Source organism: Desulfurispirillum alkaliphilum (genome assembly GCF_055378285.1).
On sequence record NZ_AP042405.1, the window covers coordinates 1,472,170 to 1,495,116 of the forward strand.

18 protein-coding genes are annotated in these 22,947 nt (G+C 57.0%); 10 read left to right on the forward strand and 8 right to left on the reverse strand.

The features are described from left to right. Positions 1 to 16: 16 nt before the first annotated feature. Positions 17 to 1,318, reverse strand: a complete 1,302-nt coding sequence (locus tag ACZ46I_RS06650) for a M16 family metallopeptidase (RefSeq protein ID WP_464281834.1) — start codon at positions 1,316 to 1,318, stop codon at positions 17 to 19. Positions 1,319 to 1,554: 236 nt separating this feature from the next. Between ACZ46I_RS06650 and ACZ46I_RS06655 the strand changes: the two genes are divergently transcribed. Further along, entirely contained in the window at positions 1,555 to 2,943 is a 1,389-nt protein-coding gene (locus ACZ46I_RS06655; RefSeq protein ID WP_464280305.1) for an NfeD family protein, read from the forward strand. A gap of 67 nt (positions 2,944 to 3,010) precedes the next feature. Then, positions 3,011 to 3,799, forward strand: coding sequence for a slipin family protein (locus ACZ46I_RS06660; RefSeq protein ID WP_226507929.1), 789 nt, complete (start codon positions 3,011 to 3,013; stop codon positions 3,797 to 3,799). 446 nt (positions 3,800 to 4,245) lie between these two features. On the opposite strand, the gene ACZ46I_RS06665 is transcribed toward ACZ46I_RS06660, so the two are convergent. Together ACZ46I_RS06665 and ACZ46I_RS06670 are read right to left on the reverse strand one after the other, a co-directional pair. Then, positions 4,246 to 5,490, reverse strand: a complete 1,245-nt coding sequence (locus ACZ46I_RS06665; protein ID WP_464280306.1) for a carboxypeptidase-like regulatory domain-containing protein — start codon at positions 5,488 to 5,490, stop codon at positions 4,246 to 4,248. A gap of 238 nt (positions 5,491 to 5,728) precedes the next feature. Continuing rightward, entirely contained in the window at positions 5,729 to 6,589 is an 861-nt protein-coding gene (locus ACZ46I_RS06670) for a hypothetical protein (protein WP_464280307.1), read from the reverse strand. A gap of 11 nt (positions 6,590 to 6,600) precedes the next feature. On the opposite strand from ACZ46I_RS06670, the gene ACZ46I_RS06675 reads away from it, so the two are divergent. Next, a protein-coding gene (locus tag ACZ46I_RS06675; protein WP_464280308.1) for an IS5 family transposase occupies positions 6,601 to 7,438 on the forward strand; the annotation gives its coding sequence in 2 pieces (ribosomal slippage) (positions 6,601 to 7,005 and positions 7,007 to 7,438; 837 coding nt in all). Positions 7,439 to 7,441: 3 nt separating this feature from the next. Here the strand turns inward: ACZ46I_RS06675 and ACZ46I_RS06680 are convergent. Beyond that, positions 7,442 to 8,254, reverse strand: coding sequence for a hypothetical protein (locus ACZ46I_RS06680; RefSeq protein WP_464280309.1), 813 nt, complete (start codon positions 8,252 to 8,254; stop codon positions 7,442 to 7,444). A 768-nt stretch (positions 8,255 to 9,022) separates the two neighbouring features. On the opposite strand from ACZ46I_RS06680, the gene leuB reads away from it, so the two are divergent. From leuB to ACZ46I_RS06695, 3 genes are all read left to right on the forward strand, one after another. Then, positions 9,023 to 10,102 (forward strand): 3-isopropylmalate dehydrogenase, encoded by a 1,080-nt coding sequence (leuB, locus tag ACZ46I_RS06685; protein ID WP_013506703.1) that lies wholly within the window; start codon positions 9,023 to 9,025, stop codon positions 10,100 to 10,102. A 632-nt stretch (positions 10,103 to 10,734) separates the two neighbouring features. Next, on the forward strand, positions 10,735 to 11,424 hold the full coding sequence (gene cbiR, locus ACZ46I_RS06690) for a cobamide remodeling phosphodiesterase CbiR (protein WP_464280310.1): 690 nt from the start codon (positions 10,735 to 10,737) through the stop codon (positions 11,422 to 11,424). After that, complete coding sequence (locus tag ACZ46I_RS06695; RefSeq protein WP_464280311.1) at positions 11,399 to 11,914, forward strand: bifunctional adenosylcobinamide kinase/adenosylcobinamide-phosphate guanylyltransferase; 516 nt, start codon at positions 11,399 to 11,401, stop codon at positions 11,912 to 11,914. The genes cbiR and ACZ46I_RS06695 overlap by 26 nt, the downstream gene beginning before the upstream one ends. 665 nt (positions 11,915 to 12,579) lie before the next feature. Here the strand turns inward: ACZ46I_RS06695 and cobS are convergent. The 4 genes from cobS to ACZ46I_RS06715 form a co-directional block, all read right to left on the reverse strand. Beyond that, complete coding sequence (gene cobS, locus ACZ46I_RS06700; RefSeq protein WP_464280312.1) at positions 12,580 to 13,296, reverse strand: adenosylcobinamide-GDP ribazoletransferase; 717 nt, start codon at positions 13,294 to 13,296, stop codon at positions 12,580 to 12,582. Positions 13,297 to 13,445: 149 nt separating this feature from the next. After that, positions 13,446 to 15,308, reverse strand: a complete 1,863-nt coding sequence (locus ACZ46I_RS06705) for an ABC-F family ATP-binding cassette domain-containing protein (RefSeq protein WP_464280313.1) — start codon at positions 15,306 to 15,308, stop codon at positions 13,446 to 13,448. 103 nt (positions 15,309 to 15,411) lie between these two features. Then, complete coding sequence (locus ACZ46I_RS06710) at positions 15,412 to 16,167, reverse strand: tetratricopeptide repeat protein (RefSeq protein WP_013506698.1); 756 nt, start codon at positions 16,165 to 16,167, stop codon at positions 15,412 to 15,414. Between the two features lie 41 nt (positions 16,168 to 16,208). Further along, positions 16,209 to 16,841, reverse strand: coding sequence for a hypothetical protein (locus ACZ46I_RS06715; RefSeq protein WP_226507923.1), 633 nt, complete (start codon positions 16,839 to 16,841; stop codon positions 16,209 to 16,211). Positions 16,842 to 17,213: 372 nt separating this feature from the next. Here ACZ46I_RS06715 and ACZ46I_RS06720 point away from each other — a divergent pair, with 372 nt between their 5' ends. From ACZ46I_RS06720 to rpsI, 4 genes are all read left to right on the forward strand, one after another. Next, complete coding sequence (locus ACZ46I_RS06720; RefSeq protein ID WP_464280314.1) at positions 17,214 to 20,999, forward strand: hybrid sensor histidine kinase/response regulator; 3,786 nt, start codon at positions 17,214 to 17,216, stop codon at positions 20,997 to 20,999. Positions 21,000 to 21,098: 99 nt separating this feature from the next. Continuing rightward, on the forward strand, positions 21,099 to 21,956 hold the full coding sequence (locus tag ACZ46I_RS06725; protein ID WP_464280315.1) for a peptidylprolyl isomerase: 858 nt from the start codon (positions 21,099 to 21,101) through the stop codon (positions 21,954 to 21,956). A gap of 143 nt (positions 21,957 to 22,099) precedes the next feature. Further along, on the forward strand, positions 22,100 to 22,525 hold the full coding sequence (rplM, locus tag ACZ46I_RS06730) for a 50S ribosomal protein L13 (protein WP_013506694.1): 426 nt from the start codon (positions 22,100 to 22,102) through the stop codon (positions 22,523 to 22,525). A gap of 15 nt (positions 22,526 to 22,540) precedes the next feature. Next, complete coding sequence (gene rpsI, locus ACZ46I_RS06735) at positions 22,541 to 22,930, forward strand: 30S ribosomal protein S9 (RefSeq protein WP_013506693.1); 390 nt, start codon at positions 22,541 to 22,543, stop codon at positions 22,928 to 22,930. The last annotated feature ends 17 nt before the right edge of the window (positions 22,931 to 22,947 follow it).

Genomic DNA, 22,947 nt, shown 5'->3' on the forward strand with positions numbered 1-22,947 from the left:
TGTCTTCCTCTCTCTTCTATCGCAATTCCACCGCCGCAAAAGCCGGGCGCAGCACAGTGACTTTCAGGGCCCTGGCAATGTGCTGTGCGCTCACCCCATCGATGGCTTCCCAGTAATTGGCGTACTCATCCCACTGCCCGTAGACAAAGGCGCGACCCAGCTCGGAAGCCATGGAGCTGACCCGCTGCTGCCGGAAAATCTCCCGGGAACGCATACGGTCTTTGGCAGAGGATACTAACCTATCGGCTTCTCCCGTTAAAAGTTGAGCGTAAAGCACCTCCAGGCGATCAATCAGCATGGCGTGCACCTCGTGGGCGCTGAGCGCTTCGTCGTAGGCCGCACTCAGGAAGAATGTTCCCGCCACAGCCCCCGGACTGTAGCGGCCAATGGCGCTGTGCAGCAGGCCTGTGTCCACAAAATCTGTGGTGAATACGGCGTTGACACCACCGGAAAGTATCTCGGAGAGCACCGCCAGGGCGTAGGAGTCCAGCTCATAGGCCGCCGGTGCCCGGTAACCGATGGCAAGGGAAGGCACCTGCACCCCTGGATGCTCAATGGAGCTGAAGTGGGGGCGAACCAGCAGCGCAGGGCGCTGCACAGATGGACGCTCGCGCACCACGGGCACCGCAGCATCCTGCACCACCGCGTCAATGGCCGCCAGCACCGCGTCGCGCTCAAAGCCCCCCGCAACCACAATGGCCAGATTCGCCGGATGGTAAAGACGGCGGTGGAACGCCTGCAGCTGAGCCCTGTCAAAGGAGTTGACCGAATCAATCGTGCCCAGAATGTTGCGGCTGTAAGGATGGCCGCGAAACAGCTGCGCTGACAACGCCTCGAACTGACGGGCGTAGGGGTTATCCAGGGACTGTAGAATTTCTTCCACCACCACCGGCTTTTCCTTTTCAATCTCAGCGGGAATCAGGGCCGGGAAGAGCACCATATTACCCAGAATCTCCACCGAACGAGGGGCGAAACGATCCGCCGCCGTAATATGGTAGAAGACGAAGTCCTTGCCCGTGGCCGCATTCATGCGCCCGCCAAACCCCTCCACCAGGAGCTCCACCTCTCCCGGTGCCAGATCGCGGGCCCCCTTGAAGAGCACGTGCTCCAGGAAGTGGGACATGCCATGCTCCACCCCCTGTTCATACAGGGAACCCGCCCGCAGCCACAGATGCACCGAAGCAACCGGCCGCTCCGGCTCATGCTTCAGCACCACCGTAGCCCCCGACGGATGATGAATGACCTCGAAAGCCCCGGCGCTGAAAACCACACCAAGACAGATCGCAACCGCGAGAAGAGCTTTGCATATCACGTTCACATTTGACTCCTTAATTCCCCTTGAATATTCTCTGCGTTCGCCATCGGGGCTCGCTCGCGGAACGCCGGCGCTCCTGCTGGAAAACCCCCCAGCCTTCCAGGAATCGTCCGGCTTTGATTGCTCCCCGCACGGGTGCCGTGTACAATACTCCCCACGTTTTACTGTATTCCCGCCATGGAGGCAATGGCGAGTCCTTGCACCATTGGCAACCACGTACTCTCAGGAGGAGGCCAGCCATGTCGCTCTACCGCCTGTTCTTCTTTTCCCTGATCCTCTTTGCCGGCCTTGGACTGGGGCTCTTTTCCCAGCTTGCCGCCCAGCCGGAAGCCAGTTCGCCCCGCATTGTGGTCATTGACCTGGAAGGCCCCATCGGCCCGGCAGTTGGTGACTTTGTGAAACGCTCCCTGCAGAAAGCCGCCGATGAACAGGTGGACGCGGCCGTGCTGCGCATGAACACCCCCGGCGGGCTCGACAGTTCCATGCGCGATATCATCCAGGCCATTCTGGATTCCCCCGTTCCCGTTATCAGCTATGTGGCCCCCACCGGTGCCCGCGCCGCCAGTGCCGGTACCTATATCCTCTACGCCAGCCACGTGGCAGCCATGGCTCCCTCAACCAACCTGGGAGCCGCCACGCCCGTACAGATCAGTGGCGGAGGCCCCCTGGGGGGCGCCGACGATGACGACAAGGACGGCGAGAAAGCCGCCAGCGAAGACGCCATGGGGCGCAAAATCGTCAATGACGCCGTGGCCTATATACGCGGTCTGGCCGAACTGCATGGCCGCAACGCCGAATGGGCCGAAGAGTCCGTGCGCGAAGGCGCCAGCCTCACCTCGTCGGAAGCCCTGGAGAAAAACGTCATCGACATCATCGCCGAAGACCTGGACAGCCTGCTGTCCACCGTGGATGGCCGCACCGTCAAGGTACTGGGTAAAGAGCACACCATGCATACCGCCGACGCCCAGATTACCCATATCGAAGCCGACTGGCGCACCAAATTTCTCGCCGCCATCACCCACCCCAATGTGGTCTACATCCTGATGCTGGTGGGTGTATACGGCATCATCTTTGAACTGGCCAACCCCGGCTCCTTCGTGCCCGGTATCATCGGCACCATCTCCCTGCTGATCGCCTTCTACGCCTTTCAGGTGCTGCCCGTCAGCTATGTGGGCGTGGCCCTGATCCTCTTCGGCATGGCTCTTATGGTTGCCGAAGCCTTTGTGCCCAGTTTCGGCGTCCTGGGAATCGGCGGGCTGATCGCCTTCGTCTTCGGCTCCATCCTGCTCTTTGACACCGACATCAGCCCCGGCTTTGCCGTTTCCCCCGCCCTCATCGCCGCCTTTGCCATCCTCAGCATTCTGCTGCTGATCTTTGTGCTGGCCATGATCCTGAAAGCCCGCAAACAGAAAGTCGTCAGCGGAGCCGAAGAGATGATCGGCAGCATGGGCACCGTCAAGACCAGCAGCGGCACCACCGGCTACGCCTGGATACACAGCGAGCTGTGGAAAGTGCGCAGCCCGCAGCCCCTGCAACCCGGCCAGCAGGTGCGAGTCACCGCCATGGATGGACTGACCCTGGAAGTGGAGAGCATGGGAGAGGGAACCGGAAACAGGGAAGAGCGTTAACCACGAAACACTGACAGCCTGCTAATCATACCTTTGAAAACCTGAACATACTCTTGGAGGAAACACCATGATTTTCGAGTATCTGCTCTATCTCATCATCATCTTCGTCGGTCTTTTTCTGGCCAGTGCCATCCGTATTCTGCGCGAATACGAGCGGGGCGTCATCTTCATGCTGGGTCGCTTCTGGAAAGTCAAAGGCCCCGGCCTGATCATCCTGATCCCCGCCATCCAGCAGATGGTCAAGGTGGATCTGCGCATCATCACCATGGACGTACCCAGCCAGGACGTCATCTCCCAGGATAACGTTTCGGTACGGGTCAACGCCGTGCTCTACTTCCGCGTTGTCGACCCTCAGAGGGCCGTCATCCAGGTGGAAAACTACTTTGACGCCACCAGTCAGCTGGCCCAGACCACCCTGCGCTCCGTACTGGGCAAGCACGAGCTGGACGAAATGCTCTCCGAGCGTGACAAGCTCAACAACGACATCCAGGACATCATCGACGCCCAGACCGACTCCTGGGGGATCAAGGTCACCAATGTGGAAATCAAGCACGTGGACATCAACGAGAGCATGGTGCGGGCCATCGCCCAGCAGGCCGAAGCCGAGCGCGCCCGACGCGCCAAGGTTATCCACGCCACCGGTGAACTGGAAGCCTCGGAGAAACTGCGCCAGGCCGCCGATGTGCTCTCCGCCAATCCCCAGGCCATCAACCTGCGTTACATGCAGACCCTTACCGACATCGCCGGAGAGAAGAACAGCTCCACTATCGTCTTCCCCCTGCCCATTGACCTCATGAGCGCCTTCACCAAAGTCGCCAACGCCATGGGCGGAACGAAGAACGGCGACAAAGCCTGAGAAACCCTGATACCAGCAGCCCCGGTCACACCGACCGGGGCTTTTTTTTGTGGGTGAACCCTGGCGAGGCAAAGGCAGGGGGAAATACAGGCGGAACCGCAAATGAACGCGAATATACGCGAATGGGGAGAGAACAAAGGTCGAGTCTCATTCCAAGCCGTCCGGGAAAAGCGTAAGCCGTCGCATAGATGAGACCAGGAGATAGGGAAGAATTATCCGCAGATTGACGCAGATTCACGCAGATGGATACAGAGAAGCCGTGGAAGCAGGTTCTCGCCGGGGCGCAAAGACGCCAGGAAGAGAGTTGACCACGAAATACACGAAAGGCACGAGAAGAGAGGCACAGAAGGCGCTTTTTCATGAAGCTGCTGAAAAGTGCTGAGAGAAAAGGCAGGGGCAGACGCAAAAAAATCCCCCGCCAGAGTGGCGGGGGAGAGTGTGAAGACTCAGCGACTGCGTGAAGGAGTTGATCTGATGGCTGATGGGGTGATGCTTTCCCCGAGCAGGGGCGCGGTGCCCTTCTGGCGCACGATGCGCACGTCATCAATCAGCCAGCCTCGGAAGCCATTAAACAGCCCATCGTTGGTGTCGAAGTAGAAGCGCACCTTGATGGTTTTGCCCGCCACGTCATTAAGGGGGATATGCTCCTGCCACAACCAGGCCGGTGCCGAGTTAAAGCCGGTATTGCTGAATGGCAGTGGACTGCGATCAATAGTGCCGGTTTCCGGGTCACTGAAGGGATTCAGGCGGGCTATGGATTCCCAGGTGGTGCCATTGTCACGGGAGAGCTGAATGGTCATCAGGTCGAAGCCACTTTCGTTGGGATTGACCGACTCTATTTCCCACCAGGTCTGGAAGGTCAGGCTCACTTCCGTGGCGTTGGCAGGCATAGTGATGGAAGGGGACGTGAGGGCCCCACCATTGGACTCCATTGAAGTGCCTCCGTCGAAACTCCCTTGATTTGAATTGGTTTCACCCAAGAAGTTTCCGGTGCCAGGGTCTCCGTACCAGTAGGCGCGGCTGCCCTGTGCGGGCACGGGCACTTTCCCCTCGGAGCTGTCGTTGGGGGCCAGTTTGACCAGATCATTGGTAAATGCCTGGTTTGTGATTGCTGGTGTTGCGGAACGCAGGTTCCAGCGTGGTTGTTGATCGGTTGCGGCCACCAGGTTACAGGTGGAGTCGTAGTGGTGGTCATAATCGTACTCTTCTTCAGGAAAGAGTTCATCCCAAAGCGCGTCACATTGCGTATCGGTGAGTCCAGTGCAGTCAGGGTAATCGAACTCAAAGTCGTAATCCTCGTCAAAGTGAGAGTCCGGGTCACAAACCTGCACCAGCCACTGTCCAGCGGTGGTGGAGGTAGTTTCAAAGGTCTCCCGGAATATGGCGGTGGAGGTTGCCGTTGCCAGTTTGAAGTTTACTCCCGTCTTAGCGGTTCCCGAATTTACCTCAAAGTCGAGCTCCTGGGTGGTGTAGCCGGGGGCGCTGACAATCAGGGTGGCGTTTTTCAAGGCCTCTTCCAGGTTCGTGTTGGCATTTATCAGCAGGCTGTACTGCCCGTTGTTGATGGTGAGCGCCGATACAAATACTCCGTTGGTGGCGGCACCACCGGACAGGGCCACCTGGGCTCCAATGATGGCCTTGTTCTCTGTATTGGTGACGCTGCCCGAGATGGTGGCGATGATCGCGTCCACCTTGGTGTAGGTGTCATTATTCCCCTTGATCAGAGGTGTGGCTGCTTCTATGGCGCTGTTGAAGTTGTCTTCGCCAACCTCAATGGTTATGGTGACAGGGTCGCCTCCGTCGAGCTCAATGGTAAGGGTGTACTCCCCCGGTTCCAGGCCACCGGGAAGAATTATATTGCCATCGGCGTCAATCGGTCTGGCATTAATCTTTCACCAGCCCCGCCACCTTGGCGGGGCTGGTGAAAGATTAATGCCAGACCGATTGACCGGCGTTTGTCGCGGTCCATCCAAACCAGGCATCGAAGAGATCATCGTGCTCGCCGCTCAGTCCCGGGATAACTCCCCGTGCCTTGCCGTCGTGGGCTTGAACGTTGACGTTCGCACCATCGACGGCCCAGGTGCCAAAGCGCAGGTTATCCTTCACATTGCTCCAGGAGGTATTCTGGCCTGCCACAAAAGCCCGTGCGCCATAGTGGCCCACAAAGTAAATGCCGACGGGAGCGCTGAATGGCCCCTCACTGATGTTCACCACATTCAGAGGCTGGTAGTCTCCCTGACAGTTGGAGAATCTGAGAGCCAGTTCAAAGCTTCCGTTACCTTCCAGGCCCAGTACGGGGCGTGATTTTTCCTGAATGACCAGGGTTTCGACGATCCTGGGCCTGAGAGTGAATTTTTCCTGGTGGTTTATGTAGAGTTGGCAATTTCCATCATACAGAGCGTCAAATAAATCTACCTCTCCATCGGACAGATCCCAGATCAGATCATCAAGCTCCCATATGGCGTCTTCGGGCAGATCAGAAATGTTATCAGAGGTAAAGGTTCCCTCCAGATTGCCCTCTTCCGGGCTGAGGACATAGGTCTTACCTATGGTCAGGTTCAGTGGCACCAGTATATCCAGCTCCTCCTGGCCATCCCAGACGTCCATGAAGGCCAGGTACTGGACGCCATCCTCAACAACAATTTCATAGCGTGTTTGCCAGGAGTTTACGCCATAGCCAGACTCATGGGGGGCGATCAGGGTAGTTGGTGATGAATAAGAACTTGTCCATAAATAATCATTGACCCGAGCAATGTTTCGCTGTAGAATGATCCACAAAAGATCATTCATGGCGGTGATTTATGTCTAAAGTGCAATCATGGGAAGTTTCAGATGCCTTCTGGCAAAGAGTTGAGCCTTTACTGCCAATCCAGCAAAGAGATCCTGACAAGATCTACAAGCGCAAGCCTGGTGGTGGGCGCAAGCGACTTGACCCCAGGAAGGCGTTTTCCGGCATTGTCTATGTGCTGCGCACCGGTTGTCAGTGGAAAGCGATACCCAAGGAGCAGTTTGGTTGCGCCAGTGCAGTGCACAAGTACTTCATTGAATGGAGTAAGGCCGGTGTATTCGAAGCTATTTGGCGTCAGGGGCTGGCTGAGTATGACGAGATGGAGGGGATAGCTTGGGAGTGGCAAAGCATAGATGGCGGAATGTACAAAGCTCCAATGGCTCTTGAAACCGTAGGGAAGAACCCGACGGATCGGGGAAAAAAACGGGAGCAAGCGTCATGTCCTGGTGGACGGTCGTGGCGTCCCGTTGTCCATCGTCGTAACCGGAGCGAACCGGCATGATGTGAGCCAGCTTGAAGCCGTTCTTGATGGCGTAGTCTTCGAGAAGCCTGCAGAGCAGGAGCAGCATCTTTGCGCAGATTGTGGCTACAAGGGAAAGCCGGCGCTCAGCAGCATTCTTCAGCGCGGATACATACCCCATGTAAAGCAGCGAAAAGAAGAGATCGAGGACAAGAAGCGTGACCCATCAAAGAAGGCGAGGCGCTGGATAGTGGAAGCATCTATTTCCTGGTTCAACCGTTTCAGGAAGATTCATGTGCGCTTTGAGAAGCTTGAGGTCACTCACTACGGATTGACGTGTCTCGCGGCGGCGATAATCACATACAGGAAAATCGGCGTAATTTATGGATAAGTCCTAAGTGTAACCATAATAGGATTCATTGTAAAAGCCCTGTGCGTCCCAATCCCACTCCCATTCTCCATTGTCCTTCCAGCCTTCCTTGACGAAGTAGGCTGCTTCCCTCTGGATGCGATCACCATTGATTTGACTGTTGACAGAGAAGGTTCGCTCTTCCTCAAGCTCTTCACTATCAGAATAGCGGTCGTAGTTGATGGACCAGGTACCGGGGTTGCCGATGAAGTTGGCCAGGGAGATTACCTGAACCGTGCCGAAGTTCGGCTGTGTGGCTTCAACGGTACCACTTTCTGTTACGGCAATTTTCCCAGTGGTATCTTCAGTGACAAGGCTAGTAAAAGCCTCAGACCCTGTCTGGGGTGTCGCGTCTACGTTTCCAGTTGTTTCGTCAACTGCGAGGTCCACCCTATAGGTGCCACTGGATAAACTGAAGAGGCCGGTGTTTCCACCTACTCTCAGGATGCCCAGGAAGTTGAAGTTCGCCCCCATGATGTAGAGGGTGTAGCTTGCGCCTCTGGTCAGGCCATTGTCGCCGCTGAAATCGTAATTGCCCTCGCCGTCAGTTTTCACGACGAGCAGCCCGCCCTCGGTATCAAGAGCGGCGACAAAGCCATTAAAGCCGCTATTAGCACTTGAAGGGCCTGTACTTGCTGTTGTGACCAGACCGCTGAGCTGAACCGTGTCTCGCGGCGCGGGCTCACCCCCGCCTCCGCCGCCGCTGCTGCTTCCCCCGCAGCCAACCATGAACAGTGCTACTGCCAGCACGGAAAAACAGGTAAGTATCCATTTTTTCAATGAAACCTGGGTGTCCATGACTCTCCTCCATTTGTTTGGTGTGAAAATATAATGACGTTATTGCCATGGCTTCGAATGTACGCTTTGAGAGTAGGGAATTCAACATGAAAGTCACAATTTGCGGGTTAAAAAAATGTAATGGGCGCTCTGGCGACGTGAAACCGCGTTTCAAGGGAGTTTCAGCCAGTGAAAGCTCTTGGCGGTGGTGTTGGTAATCGTATACGATCTTTGGTTGAAGTTTGCGGTTGGCACGGGCATAATGCGGGGAGAGTAGAGAGTAGGCAAGCTGCTGAAAAACCCTCATCTGCTGCGTTGCCCGCAGTCGCGCGTCACTGCAACGTACGGAAAGTACGCTTCATTCCGCGCTCAGTGAGCGCAGCAACGGGCAAGAGACGGCTGTTTTTTACTCTTCAAATCTGCGGTAATCCGTGTAATCTGTGGATGGAAAAAGAAGTTGTCCACTTTCGCTGATTTTTGCAGATAAAGGCGAAAGGCTGCGGGGAGAATATTAACCGCAAATGGACGCCAATAAACGCAAATGGGATAACCTGGGCTTTTCAGACAGAAAGGCCGTTTCTCTCGCGGAGGCGCAGGGAAAAAGGGCAGTCAGATACATTTCCCCCCTTGTCTTTTCTCCGCGTGATCCTGCGCTTCGGGTGAGCAAAGCGAACGGGCGAGAGTCATTGCCTTTCTTTGTGCCTTGGTGAACTTTGTGTGAGCAGATGTTTTTCTGCCTTTCTGTGTATGATTTTTTCTGGATATATCTTTATTGAAAAGGAGTTTTGCATGGCTGCAGTGAAGAAGATTGCCGTTCTGCCCGGCGATGGTATTGGTCCCGAAGTGATGGATGTGGCGGTAAAGGTGCTGGACAAGGTGGCTGCCAAATACGGGGTGAGTTTTGAGAAGGAGTTCGCCGATGTGGGTGGTATCGCCATCGATAACCACGGCACGCCTCTGCCTGAGAGTACCCTGAGCCTGTGCAAGGCTTCCGATGCCATCCTGTTTGGTTCCGTGGGCGGGCCCAAGTGGGAGTCGCTGCCCCCCGAACAGCAGCCGGAGCGCGGTGCTCTGCTGCCCCTGCGCAAGATCTTCGGCCTCTACGCCAACCTGCGTCCGGCCATTATCTTTCCAGCCCTGACTGGCGCTTCCACCCTGAAGGAAGAGTGCATCAGCGGTGGGCTGGACATCCTCATCGTGCGCGAGCTGACCGGCGGTATCTATTTTGGTCAGCCCAAGGGCCGCGAGGATAAGCCCGAGCGCAAGGCGTTTGATACCCTGGTGTACAGCGAGTCGGAAATTGCCCGCATCGCCCGCGTGGCCTTTGAAGCCGCCATGAAGCGCAATAAGAAACTCTGTTCCATCGACAAGGCCAATGTCCTGACCACGTCGGTGCTGTGGCGCGAAGTGGTGCTGGAAGTGGCCAAGGATTATCCACAGGTAGAACTGAGCCACATGTATGTGGACAACGCCGCCATGCAGCTGGTGCGCAACCCAAAGCAGTTTGACGTGATTCTGGCCGACAACATGTTCGGCGATATCCTCAGCGACGAAGCGGCCATGCTGACTGGCTCCCTGGGCATGTTGCCCTCGGCTTCCATCGCCGAATCGGCTTTCGGCCTCTATGAGCCCTCCGGCGGCTCCGCGCCCGACATCGCGGGCCAGGGCATCGCCAACCCCATTGCCCAGATTCTCTCCGCCGCCATGATGCTGAAGTTCTCCTTCGGCATGATTGAAGCTTCCGACGATATCGAGGCCGCCGTGCGTAAGACCCTGGATCAGAACTTCCGCACCGGAGACATCTTCTCCGAGGGCATGACACGGGTGAATACAGTACAGATGGGCGAAAAGATCATCGCCAACCTGTAACTCAACTTTCGCACCTTGTTGTCTTGAGTTAAGCTGTTATTCTACTGGCGTTTATCTCGCGGAAACCGTATTGATTTTGAATGCTTGACTTATCTGGTATTCCACTTTTCGTTTTCCGGGTATTGTCCTTTTTGACCGCGCAAAAAGGACACAAAAACGCGCCCCCCGAACGCCCGTTTTTCCGGCTCGCCTGCTTGCCTGTTCTGGAGATCCGGCAGCAGGCTGCTCAAAGAGGCCCATCTGCTGCGTTGCGGGCATCGCTCGTCACTGCGACGTACAGGGAGTACGCCTCCCTCTTCGCTTTGCCCGCGCCTTGCACCTGGGCCTCTTTGCGTTGCCTGACCCCTGCCTCCCTGCAGTGCTGCCGGACCACTCACTTCCTGTGAGTGTCCCGTTCGGGTCTTGCCAGCCAGGCGTCGCACTTACCGGACGGGCTCAGGGGGGAACGGCCTGCTTCTGTCTTTCCCCCGTGTGCTGGCCCAGTCAGGACGCGCCGACTGTCAGGCTGCTGAAAAGCCCTCATCTGCGGCGTTGCTCACAAGTGCTCGTCATTGCGACGTACAGGAAATACGCCTCACTTCTCACCTTGCTTGTGCGGGACTTGTCTTCATAACTGCATTCCGGGGAGGATCATGTTTCGTCTGGCTACTCCTTCTTTTGTCTATCCCACGGGTCGCTGCTGTAATGCCTTGCATCTTGCGGGGATGGTGGACGAGGTGGAGCTGTTGTACTGTGAGCACGGTGAGCTGATTGATCCCTGGGAGATCGAGGTGCTGCGCCGTCTGCCCGTCGACTATCACATTCACCTGCCCATGGATCTTGAGCTGGACAGCCCGGCGGCCTGGCGGCGCATGCACGCCATGGCTGATATGCTGGAGGTTCTGAGCCCGACGACCTACACGCTGCATCCCGCCGCTGGCCCGGAATTTCTGGCCGGGGTGCGGGATTTTGCGTCGCGCTTTCCGGGGCGGGTCAGCGTGGAGAATGTCAATGGCGATCTGGAGGTTTTCTGGCAGCTGGAGCACGATGATCACCTGTGCTACTGCCTGGATGTGGGGCACGCGGTGCTCTTTGGCACTTCGGTGGCAGGCTTTCTGGAGCGTTGGGGCCACAAGGTCAGCCACTTTCACCTGCACGGTGTGGACGGGGATCGTGACCACCGGGAGCTGCGCCACCTGGATGAGGCGGTGCTGGCGACGGTGGTGGACTTCGCGCGCCGCCACCGGCGGGTCATCAGTCTGGAAGTCTTTGGCATGGAGCCTTTTGTAAACTCACTGCAACACTTAAGGAATTTCTGTGAGCAGAACCATAACCCTGATTAGTGGCGGCGTGGGCAGTGGTAAGACATCCCATGCCCTCGCCCTGGCGGCTCCTGCTGCCCGCAAGGCGTATATTGCCACGGCACCGCGCAACCTGGATGGCGAGATGGATGCCAAAATCCTGCGCCATCAGGCGGAGCGCGACGAAACCTACTTTACCATCGAGGAGCCTCTTGACCTGGCAGCAGCCTGTCGTCAGGCCGGAGTGGATGGGGCAACGCTGATCATCATCGACTGCCTGACCCTGTGGGTCAGCAATATTATTTTTCGTGAGGAAAATGGCGAAGCGCGGCTGGCAGATCTGCTGGAAGAACTTGGCAGGCTGCAGACTGACCTGGTGGTCGTCACCAACGAAGTCAATCTGGGAGTGATCCCCGCCGATGCCACCACCCGCCGCTACTGCGCGCTGCTGGCGCGCGTCAATCGCCGGGTCGCCGAAGCGGCAGACCGGGTACTCTTTATGGTCAGCGGCATTGCCATGGGGGTGAAATAGGGAAGCGTCCCCAGTGCTGTCCTTCTCAGCGCCCGCTTGCCTGGAATTCGCAATTCTTCGGGTTAAGAGCGTTCCAGTCTTCACGTCCTGGCTGGGCCAGCACATCAGCAGGCTGCTGAAAAACCCTCATCTGCGGCGTTGCCCGCAGGACGCTCACACGCTGCAACGTACAGGGAGTACGCTTCACTCTGAGCTGCACCTGAAGGTTTTTCAATTGCCTGCCTGGTTTGAGGTATTGCATAAGCTATTGGCAGAGGCAGGCTGTTCATTCCCCCCTGAGCCCGTCCGGTGAGTGCGACGCCTGGCTGGCAAGACCCGAACGGGACACTCACAGGAAGTGAGTGGTCCGGCAGCACTGCAGGGATGCAGTGTCTGCCGGATCTCCAGAACAGGCGAGCCAACGAGCCGGAAGAACGGGCGTTCGGGGGGCGCGTTTTTGTGTACTTTTTGTGCGGTCAAAAAGTACAATATCCGGAAACAAAAAGAGGAATACCCGATAGTCAAGCATGAAAAATCATTACGGTTTCCGCATGGTGACATCAGAACAATAATGTCTTAATCCAGGACAGCAAGATGCGAAACTTCAGGTAAAACACCGATGTGCTGTTTCAGGCGCGAACACGAGCCACGTGCTTGCAGCGTTCAGCGAGTACCTTGCGCCCGTATCACAGGGGTGTCCCCTGTCCCGGCAGGATCACCACGGCTGCCACAAAAAGCACCAGCTCGCATGTTTCACACAGGGCTCCCAGCATATCTCCGGTGACTCCACCGATCATGCGGCGGTACCACCAGAGTACCAGCGCCACAAACACCACGAATACTGCCAGGAGTGCCAGGGTGATCTGATGCCCTGCCCCCAGGAGGACAGACAGGGCCAGAAACTGCACCAGCAGCCAGGGTGTCCGTTTTCCGTAAAATGAGCTTGCCAGTCCTTCCCCGCGGGCATAGGGCAGCAGGTGCATGGCAACTACCATGGACAGGCGCGCCAGTACGGGTACTGCAACCAGAATCCACAGGTTCTCCAGGTGCATGAAGGCGTAGAGCTTTCCTCCCAGCAACAGCACAACTGCTACCACTCCCATGGTGCCCACATGCACATCCCGCATGATTTCCAGTTTGCGTTGGCGGTCGCGATGGGAGAAGAGGGCATCGGCGCTGTCGGCCAGGCCATCCAGGTGCAGCGCCCCGGTGATCACCACCAGGTAGAGCACCATCAGCAGGGGGGCGATTGATGCCGGAGCCAGCCAGTGTACCAGTGCCAGGCCACAGCCAATCAGCAGTCCCACCCAGCCGAATGAGCGCACCGACGCTGATCCATCAAAGGAGCTTCCCGGGATACGTATGATTGTCAGAAAACCAAGGGCACTGAGGAAACCCTTCATCCTATTCTCCTTTTGCAGGCTGCTGAAAAACCCTCATCTGCGGCGTTGCTCACCAGTGCTCGTCGCTGCGACGTACAGGAAGTACGCCTCACTCCTTTGCTTGCGCCTTGCACCTGGGCATTTTTCAATTGCCTGCGCGTTGGCGGCTCCTATACCTGGTGCAGGGACTCCCACTGGGCCATCTTCTCTTCCAGGGCTGCTTTGGCGCTTTCCCGTTCTTCGGAAAGGGTGCCGAGGCGCTGGAAGTCGCTGGCGCAGTTTTCAATTTCCTCTTCCAGCCGGGCTATGCGCTCTTCCAGCTCCGCGATTTCCTCTTCCACACTGGCGACTTTGTAGCGATCCACTTTTTTGGTTTTGCGGCCGGGCTCTTCGCTGGGTGTGGTTGCTGGTGTACTGTCGGTGGGTGAGCCTTTCAGGTGGTCCTGGTACTCCTGGTAGCTTCCCCGGAATATCTCCAGCTTGCCCTGATTGATGATAAAGAGGCGGGTGCAGACGTTTTCCAGAAAATAGCGATCGTGGGAGACGGCCAGCACGGTGCCGGGGAATTCGCGTATGCCTTCAATGACGGCTTCGATGCCTTCTATGTCCATGTGGTTGGTGGGCTCGTCCAGGATGAGCAGGTTGCCGCAGTCCATTTCCAGGCAGGCAAAGCTCAGGCGTGAGAGTTCGCCGCCGCTGAGGACGCCCACGTGCTTGAAGTGCTCTTCGCCCCGGAACTGGTATTTGGCCAGCAGGGTGCGCAGCTCCTGGTCGGTGGCCAGGGGGCGGATCTCCCGCAGCTGCTGAATGAGGTTGAGCTGGGGGTTGAGTTCGCGGTGTTCCTGGGAGAAGTAGCTGATGCGCACCAGGTTGCCCAGGTGAATGGTGGCGCTGTCGGCTTCTTCGGCTCCGGCCAGGATGCGCAGCAGGGTGGATTTGCCACTGCCATTTGGCCCGATGATGCCGATGCGTTCGCCGTTGTCCACCTCCAGGTCGATGCCGCGCAGGATGGGGGTGGTGCCGTAGGTTTTGGTAATGTGGCTGGCTTTGAGCACGGTCTGGGCGCTGGGGAGGTATTCCGGGGTGAAGCGGGTGCTGAAGCTCTTTTTCTGGTCGATTTCCACATCATCGTGGGCGTTTTGCAGGCGTTCCAGCTGCTTCTGGCGGCTTTGGGCCTGGGTGTGGTTGCGCCAGGACTTGAGTCGGCGGATCAGCTCCTCTTCCTTGCGCACTTTCTCTTCATAGGCCTGCTGATTGCGCTGGATGTCCTTGTAGCGCACTTCCCGCTGCTCCAGGTAGTGCTGGTAGCTGCCGCTGTAGCTGTAGAGGTTGCCGCCGTCCAGCTCCACAATGCGGGTGGCGATGTTCTCCATGAGCTTGCGGTCGTGGGAGACGATGAGCAGGGTTTTAGGGTACTGGCGCAGGAACTGTTCCAGCCACTGGATGTTGCGGATGTCCAGGTGGTTGGTGGGCTCGTCCAGAATCATGATGTCCGGTGACTGGGCGATGAGGCGGGCCAGGGCCAGGCGGTTCTTCTGTCCGCCCGAGAGGGTCTGGGGATCGCGCTGGAAGTCGTCGTTGCCAAATCCCATGCCGTGGAGGACGCTGCGGGTGACGGCGTCGACGCGGTAGCCGCCGTAGGTGTTAAAGGTGTGCTGCAGCTGATCCATCTGCTCCAGCAGCCGGATCATCAGTGCTTCGTCATTATAGACTTCCGGACGGGAGATGCGCTCCTGCAGCGCGGTCAGTTCCTCTTCCTTTTCCAGCAGCCAGGCGAAGGCGTTCTGCACGGTGGCGTAGACGGTTGGGCCGAAGTTTTCCAGGCGCTGGTCAAGGTAGCCGATGCTGCCTCCTGCACGGACGGAGCCGCTATCGGGCAGTGTCTGGCCGGTGATGATTTTGAGGAGGGTGGTCTTGCCGGAGCCGTTGATACCCACCAGGAAGGCTTTGTCGCCGGGGTGAATGCGCACATTGCACTGGTGGAAGAGGTCGCGGTTGCCCAGAAACTTTTCCAGTTCCTGTATTTCAAGCATGGTTTCTTCTCTTTCGCAGGTTGAGTTTTCGTGCTACGGAAACAAGCCACAAGGGATCTCCCTTGTGGCTTGCGGGGTTTGTGCAAAGAGGTGGGCAGGATGCTCAGTTTTCCCGCTTTACCATGCGCTGGGCGGCGCGCAGCTGAGCGGCTGAGGGTCTGCCCTGGAAGCCCTTCTGGTGGCGGGTCATGGCGGGGCCGGTGGGCAGCTCCAGCATGAACTGGTACCAGTTTTCGCCAAAGGCTTTCATCTTCATCTTCCTGCCGTTCTGCAGGGCGGCGAGGTTCTGCTCCAGCGCCTCCGATGTGGGATTTTTCTTGTTGCCTTTGCTCAGGATTTCGATAGCCGCTTCCCGTTCGCCGATTTCCACGAGGCACCAGGCATAGACGGCCCAGATGATGGGGTGCTTGGGGTTGCTCTTCACGGCTCTGTTGAAGACGTTCTTCATGGCAGTGTAGTTTTTTTCCCGGAAGTAGATGACCGCCAGCATGGCCACACCGATCCAGTGGCGGGGAATGCCCTTGTTGAGGTACTCCTTGGCCTTTTCATACTCTTTCTGCAGGTAGTAGATGACGCCGATCTGGCTGTTCATCTGCTTGTCCAGATGGAGCTGCCAGTTCTTGAGGCGTTTGCCGTCCTCAAGAATGCGGATGGCGCGGGCGTAGTTGCCTTTCTGCAGGGCTTTTTGCGACTCTTCAAAGGGCTTTGTAAGGAAGGTCATGAATTTCTTGCCGAGGAAATACATGATGATGGCGGTGATGACTATGGAGAGAATAGAGGCCAGCCACAGGGGCATGAAAAAGTTCAATCCGGCTCCGATGGCAAGCCAACAGATGATCATGATAGCAATTGTGTACATAGTGTTACCGTATCCTGAGGTTTATAAGGTCGTTCCCGTGTCTACGGGTTGAGGTCATCAATGTAGATTATGCCCTTTGTTTCCGGCAGCTTCTCGTCACTGGCGCTGCTCTGGCCACCACTGCGGGGTGTCGGGGATGCGGGTTCCGCACTGCGGGCGGGGGGGCGTGGTGGTGTGGCCGCGTTGCTGCTCCTGGGGTTCAGCGACGAGTAGCGTATGCTCACCGATGAGCCACCGAATCTGGTGGTAATGGTGATCAGCGCCATGGCGCCATCCTTGTAGTAAAGCTTGTTTATCTGGTTGGCCGAGATGGAGGTTGAGTCCAGGGTCCAGCCGTTGCGGGGCATTTCCCGGCGGTAAATGGCCACGACGGATTCAGAGGCGATGCGCCCGTCGTAGGTGCGTCCGGCGAGGATCATGCCGTTTTTGGTTTCGAAAAGGTAGGTCTGATCCTCCGCCAGGCGGTAGTCGGCGGGAACAGGGATATCCCGCAGGAAGGTGTCGCTGACAATAATGGGCGCGGTGGCTGTCTGGGTGGGGGTGCGGTCGTGGGTGCCGCTGCCCGTGGCAGTGGCTGAAGAGCGGCTGCTGCCCGAGGTGGCAGTGCAGCCCGCCATGATGAATGTGACCGTGAGGAGGCCGGCAATGGCTCCGGTGCGCAGCTGGCGTAGCATATGTTTCCTTTGTGCGGTTGAGGTGTGTTGTCATTTTTTTCAACCCTTACTTGTACCATGGAATAATGTCAGGGGCAAGATATCCACGCTGGCGCAGGATGGAATCCCGCAGGCCTTTGGCGCTGATTTTCTGGTTGCGGGGATTCTTTCCTTTCACGTGCCGAGGCGAAAGGAAAAACCGGGAGTGCCTGCTGCCTTTGGCGGCAGGTTCTGTGATTTCTGAGACATATCCGAGACAAACTGGCCTTTTCCATTGACTCGCTTTCAAGGCTTTCCGTAGAATGTATTATTTTGGTTGTTGCAATGGGTAAAACCTATCATTTTTGACATTGCACAACGGGATACAGTGAAAGTCAGGGTATTCGGTACATTATGGATGTTTTTCCACGCTCTTCCATGCCTCTGAAACAGCAGGTCTGGGTGGCGCTGCAGCACCTGGCGGTGTTCGCGGCGCTTGTTATTCTGATTCTGCTTTCCACCACGCATTTTCGCGAAACCCGCGTGAATGATTATCTGCGCTTGAAGAGTGAACACCTGCATCAGAGCTATCTGGCGGTATATCAGCATTTTCAGCAGCTTGGCAGTGCCATGGTTCTCTCCATGGGCACCGATGAAAAACTGCAGCGTCTCCTTGCGGATGAGCGCACAGCGCAGCAGGGCGATGCATTGGCCGCTCTGCTTGATTCTCGCCTGAAACAGCTGCGTGCCGAGGGCTTTTCGGCGCTTCACTTTGTGGATGCCAGCCGCCAGCCACTGTATTCGTTCCGTTTACGGTCTTCAGGGCCGTTTCAGGTGATGGTGGGGGACGATTCGGCTGGTGAGGTGAGGGCTGTGCCGGGTGCACTGCTGATCTTTTTCGGCGCCCGGGACGCTTCTGCGCCAGCGATTATGCTGGAGCTCCCCCTGGAGAGCGTTTCACGGGGGATGGAGAGTTTCTATCGCGGTTCTTTTGCCTTTACTCCGCCTCTGGCCGAGGTGCATGAGGTATCGGAGACGGCTCTGTGTCAGACGCTGCCCCCCGAGGCAAGCGCGATTACGGGAAAACGGAAAATGCGGGATTTTCTGCGCAGTATTGAGAGGCAGATGGGCAACCAGCGACCTTTTGCCACCAGTGTTCGCTTTGGACAGAAACGCTATACCTATACCTTTTTGCCAGTTCACCTGGCGCAATCTCCGGACTTTCTCTTCCACTATGAAGACGATGTCTACGTTATGGAGTACTACCACAACTATTACCTGCTGGTGTTCCTCTTTACGCTGATCGCGTTTACGGTGGTGCTGGCCAATTTCAGCCGGGTGCGCTCCCTCTACACCCTGCGACAGCAGCGTGATGAGCTGGCGCGTGTCGGGGGGCTGCTGAAGGGCACGACTGACAGTATGGTGGAGGGGTTGCTGATGATAGATGGCAGTCGTCGTATCACCTACTGCAACCGCGCGGCGACTCTGCTTCTGCATGCGACGGAGCAGGAGCTGCTGGGCAGAACCCCCGATGCCTTTTTCTTTCACGCATCCTCTCCGTGGGAGGTGCCCCAGGAGATTTTCTGTGTGGCTGACGCCGTGAGCGACGAGAGCATGGGAACCGAGTGCGAAGCGCTGGTGATCTCCGATGGTGGGCAGCGGCGCTATGTCTCCTATATTACGACACCCCTGCAGGATGGTGCGGGTATCAGTGGCGGCCATGTCATGGTCTTTCGCGATATCAGCCAGCAAAAAGATGATCAGGAGCGCATTCGCCTGCTGACAGAGGCATTCGTGCAGACGGACAGCATGATTCTGATTACCAACCATCGGGGCATCATCGAGTACGCCAATCAGGCGTTTTTTGCCCAGACGGGATATGACCGCGAAGAGGTTATCGGCAAGTCGCCACGCTTCCCCAGTCCCAGTGTGGAGTCGGAGATCTGGAGCGTGATCAGCGCTGGTCAGACCTGGCGTGGCGAGATGGAGAGTCGCAAGAAAAACGGCGAGAGTTACTGGACATCCATGTCAGTGACTCCCATCAAGGACACCCATGGGCATGTGACCCACTACGTGACCGTGGAAGAGGATATGACCGAGCGCAAGGCCATGGAGGACGCGCTGCGCGAGGCCAAGAATGTGGCCGAAGAGGCCAGCCGCGCTAAGAGTATTTTCCTGGCCAACATGAGCCACGAAATCCGCACCCCCATGAACGGGATACTGGGCATGACGGAACTGGCGCTGCAGACCGAACTTTCCACGACCCAGCGGCGCTACCTCACTATCGCCCACAATTCGGCGAAGTCATTGCTGGTGATTATCAACGACGTGCTGGACTTCTCGAAGGTGGAGGCTGGCGAAATCCGGCTTGAGCAGACCAGTTTCGATCCTGTTGAGACCGTGGAAAACGTCATGCAGTCCATTGCCTACAGCGCCTACAGCAAGGGCATTGAGCTGATGAGCCACATCGACCATCGCCTGTCGCACTACCTGGTGGGCGATCCCACCCGGCTGCAGCAGATTCTCAATAACCTGCTGGGCAACGCGGTGAAATTTACCGATACCGGCCACGTGCTGCTGGATGTGGAGGTGCAGGGGGAATCTGATAGTGAGGCGCATCTGCATTTCCGGGTCATTGACACGGGAATTGGTATTCCCGCCAATAAGGTCGACAGTATTTTCGAAAGCTTCTCCCAGGTGGAGGCCTCGGATAGACGCAAATTTGGTGGCACCGGGCTGGGGCTGGCCATTACCCGGAAGCTGGTGCACCTGATGAATGGGCGCATCTGGGTGGAGAGTCATATGGGAGAAGGCAGCATCTTCCACTTTGTCATCCCCTTCCGCAAAGGCGACAGGCTGCCCGATATTCCCTTTGATATCTCTGCCGAGCAGGCGGCCAGGACGCGTATTCTGGTTGCCGACGACAGCGAGATCAATCGCCGCATCCTGGTGGAGATACTGGAACGTCGCCAGCTGGGGGTCGTCGAAGCCATCGATGGTGATGACGCGCGTCAGAAGCTGCAACAGGCAGTGGATGAGGGGCGACCCTTTGATATGCTCATTCTGGATCATTTCATGCCCGGTATTCGTGGGGTGGATCTGGCCAGGGAGCTGCATCAGCATAAAGGGCATCGCAATCTCCCCATTCTCCTGCTGCCTTCATCCATGGACAGCGATGATCTGGTGCGCATGGACAATTGTGGCATGTGTTTTCACCTGCCCAAGCCCATTCGTTACCGGCAGCTGCTGCAGGCGGTCAACACCTGCCTGGACAAGCAGGGCAAACCGGGGCGCAGATCAGCAGCATCGGCCTCACGAGCCCTGGATGGCCAACTGCTGCTGCCGCTGAATCTGCTGGTGGTGGAGGACAATCCCATTAACCGTGAGCTGGCGGTGACCATACTGCGCCAGCAGGGCCACCGCGTGGTTGAGGCGGAAAATGGCTCCGAAGGTCTCAGGCGCATGACCCAGGAAAAATTTGACCTTGTCTTTATGGATATACAGATGCCGGTCATGGATGGCCTGACAGCGGTAAAGATTCTGCGCTCCTGCGAAAAGGGCATCGGCATGCCGGTGGAAGAGTATGGTGATGTGAGCGTTCCCCTGTGCAGTGCTGTAGCGGGAACCTATACTCCCGTTATCGCCCTGACGGCCCATGCGATAACCGGCGAACGGGAAAAGGGGCTGGCCGCAGGGATGGATGAGTATCTGACCAAGCCTTTCCAGGCGCGGGAGATTGTCGATATCCTCTGGCGCTTTGCTCCCGAAGAATGTCGGCAGTCAGCCGAATCCGGACAGCCGGAGGGCTGGCATGCTCGCAGTGAAAGCAGCATGTCCATTCCCCATGGCGCCACTGCCATCAATATGGAGCAGGTCAAGCGCCACCTGATGGAAACCTATTTGATTCCTGAGGAGAAAATCGATAACCTGCTGGCCATTACGGTGCGCTCTTTTACGACGCAGCTCGCTGCGTTGAAAGAAGCTTGCCGGGAGCAGGACAAGGACCGGATATCCACGGCAGCCCACACCATAAAGGGGGCGCTGCTGAATATCGGCCAGCGCCAGTGGGCTGAGGTGGCGGCCAGCATTGAGCGCCACAAGCCACGTGACATGGATGAGGGTCGCGTACTGGGCTGGATTGAGCAGCTGGAGACGGGCCTGAGTCGCATCGTGGAAAAAGGCACCCACGACGATCGCTGACCCTTGCCTTTACCGAAGCCATGCTGGTAACGGGCGAAGGGCTTTTGCAGCCTGTTCATGGCTGCGCAGGAGTTTAACTCAAAAATATGGAGATGTATCATGCTGAGAATGATTCAGGTTGTTCTGTTGCTGTTGCTGGCACTGCCCGCGTGGGCTGCCCAGGGGCAGGTGCTGCCAGTTCGCGAGAATCCCGAGAACCCCATTGCGCATATTCACACCACCATGGGCGATATCTATATTGAACTGTTTCCCGCCGCTGCTCCCCGCACGGTCCAGAATTTTATGGAGCTGGCCAGAACCGGTTTTTACGAAAACACGATTTTTCATCGCGTCATCGATGGCTTCATGATTCAGGGAGGTGATCCCACGGGTACCGGAACCGGCGGCCCCGGCTATTCTTTCGCCGATGAAATCAATGCCCGCGCCCTGGGGCTCGACAAGGAAAAAGTGGTTCAGGGCGGTTACCTGCCCCATCCCTCCCTGGGGGTCAATTCCCAGGAGGAGTTCCAGCAGCTGGTGGTTCTTCCCCTGATCTTCGCTTTGGGCATCAGCTCCCAGGAAGAACTTGACGCGCGCCGCGAGGAAGTGGAAAGGACCCTCTTCTCCATGAGTCTCAAAGACGCCTATGTGAACCTCGGTTACGAATATAGTGAGAATCTGCCTTCGCGTCCGCTGGTAAAGGGCGCCCTTGCCATGGCAAACTCCGGACCGGCTACCAATGGTTCGCAGTTTTTTATCACCCTGGATGGGACTCCCTGGCTGACGGGCAAGCATACCGTATTCGGTCAGGTGCTCTTTGGCATGGATGTGGTTGAGGCGATTGGCAAGGTGCGCGTGGATATGAGTAACCGCCCACGCCAGCAGGTGAGCGTGCGCTCTGTGGAAATCCTGGATCAGCTTCCACCCCTGCTGCTTCAACTGGGCAATGGAAATCAAAATACGCGTTCAACCCCTTGACATTGCATTGACTTGAGGATATAGTTTTTCGGTTTTACACAGGTGGGACCAGAGAAGAGTCCGATCTGGGCCGGTTTTCCCCCCGTTTACTGGCACAGTTCAGATGTACGGTAAATTATTGCCCATCATAAGAAGAGGTTGCGATGAAGACCTATGTTTCCAAGGGAGATATCGAGAAAAAGTGGTACCTGGTTGATGCCGAAGGCAAGAGCCTTGGTCGCCTGAGTACTGAAATTGCGCGTATTCTGCGCGGCAAGCATAAAGTTACCTTTACTCCCCACATGAATGACGGTGACTATGTTGTTGTGGTCAACGCTGACAAAATTGAAGTTTCCGGGCGCAAGGCCGAGCAGAAGGTCTACTACCACCACACCTGGTATACCGGTGGTCTGAAGGCAGAGGCCTACAAGGACCTGCTGGCCCGCAAGCCCGAAGAGGTAATCACCAAAGCCGTAAAGGGCATGCTGCCGAAAAACAAACTGGCTGACAAGATGATCAAGCAGCTGCGTGTATACGCCGGTCCTGAGCATCCCCATGCCGGTGCCAATCCCCAACCATTGAATTTTTAAGCCGAGGGAGCATACATGTCGGAACGATACTACGCTACAGGAAGAAGAAAAGCCTCCATTGCCCGTGTATGGCTTACACCGGGAAATGGCAAGATGATCGTCAACCATCGCCCTTTTGAAGAGTACTTTGCTCGCGAAACGGTCAAAATGGTGGCAAAGCAGCCCCTCAGCCTCACGAAGAACCTGGAGAAGTTTGACCTGTACGCCACCGTAAGCGGTGGTGGACTGTCTGGTCAGGCCGGCGCCCTGCGCCTTGGCATTGCCAGAGCCCTCTCCAAAATTACCAAGGATCTGCGCTCTGATCTCAAGCGCGGTGGCTTTCTTACCCGCGACGCGCGTATTGTCGAGCGCAAGAAGTACGGTCGCCACAAGGCCCGTCGGGGACACCAGTTCTCCAAGCGCTGATACGTTTTTCGCTGTAT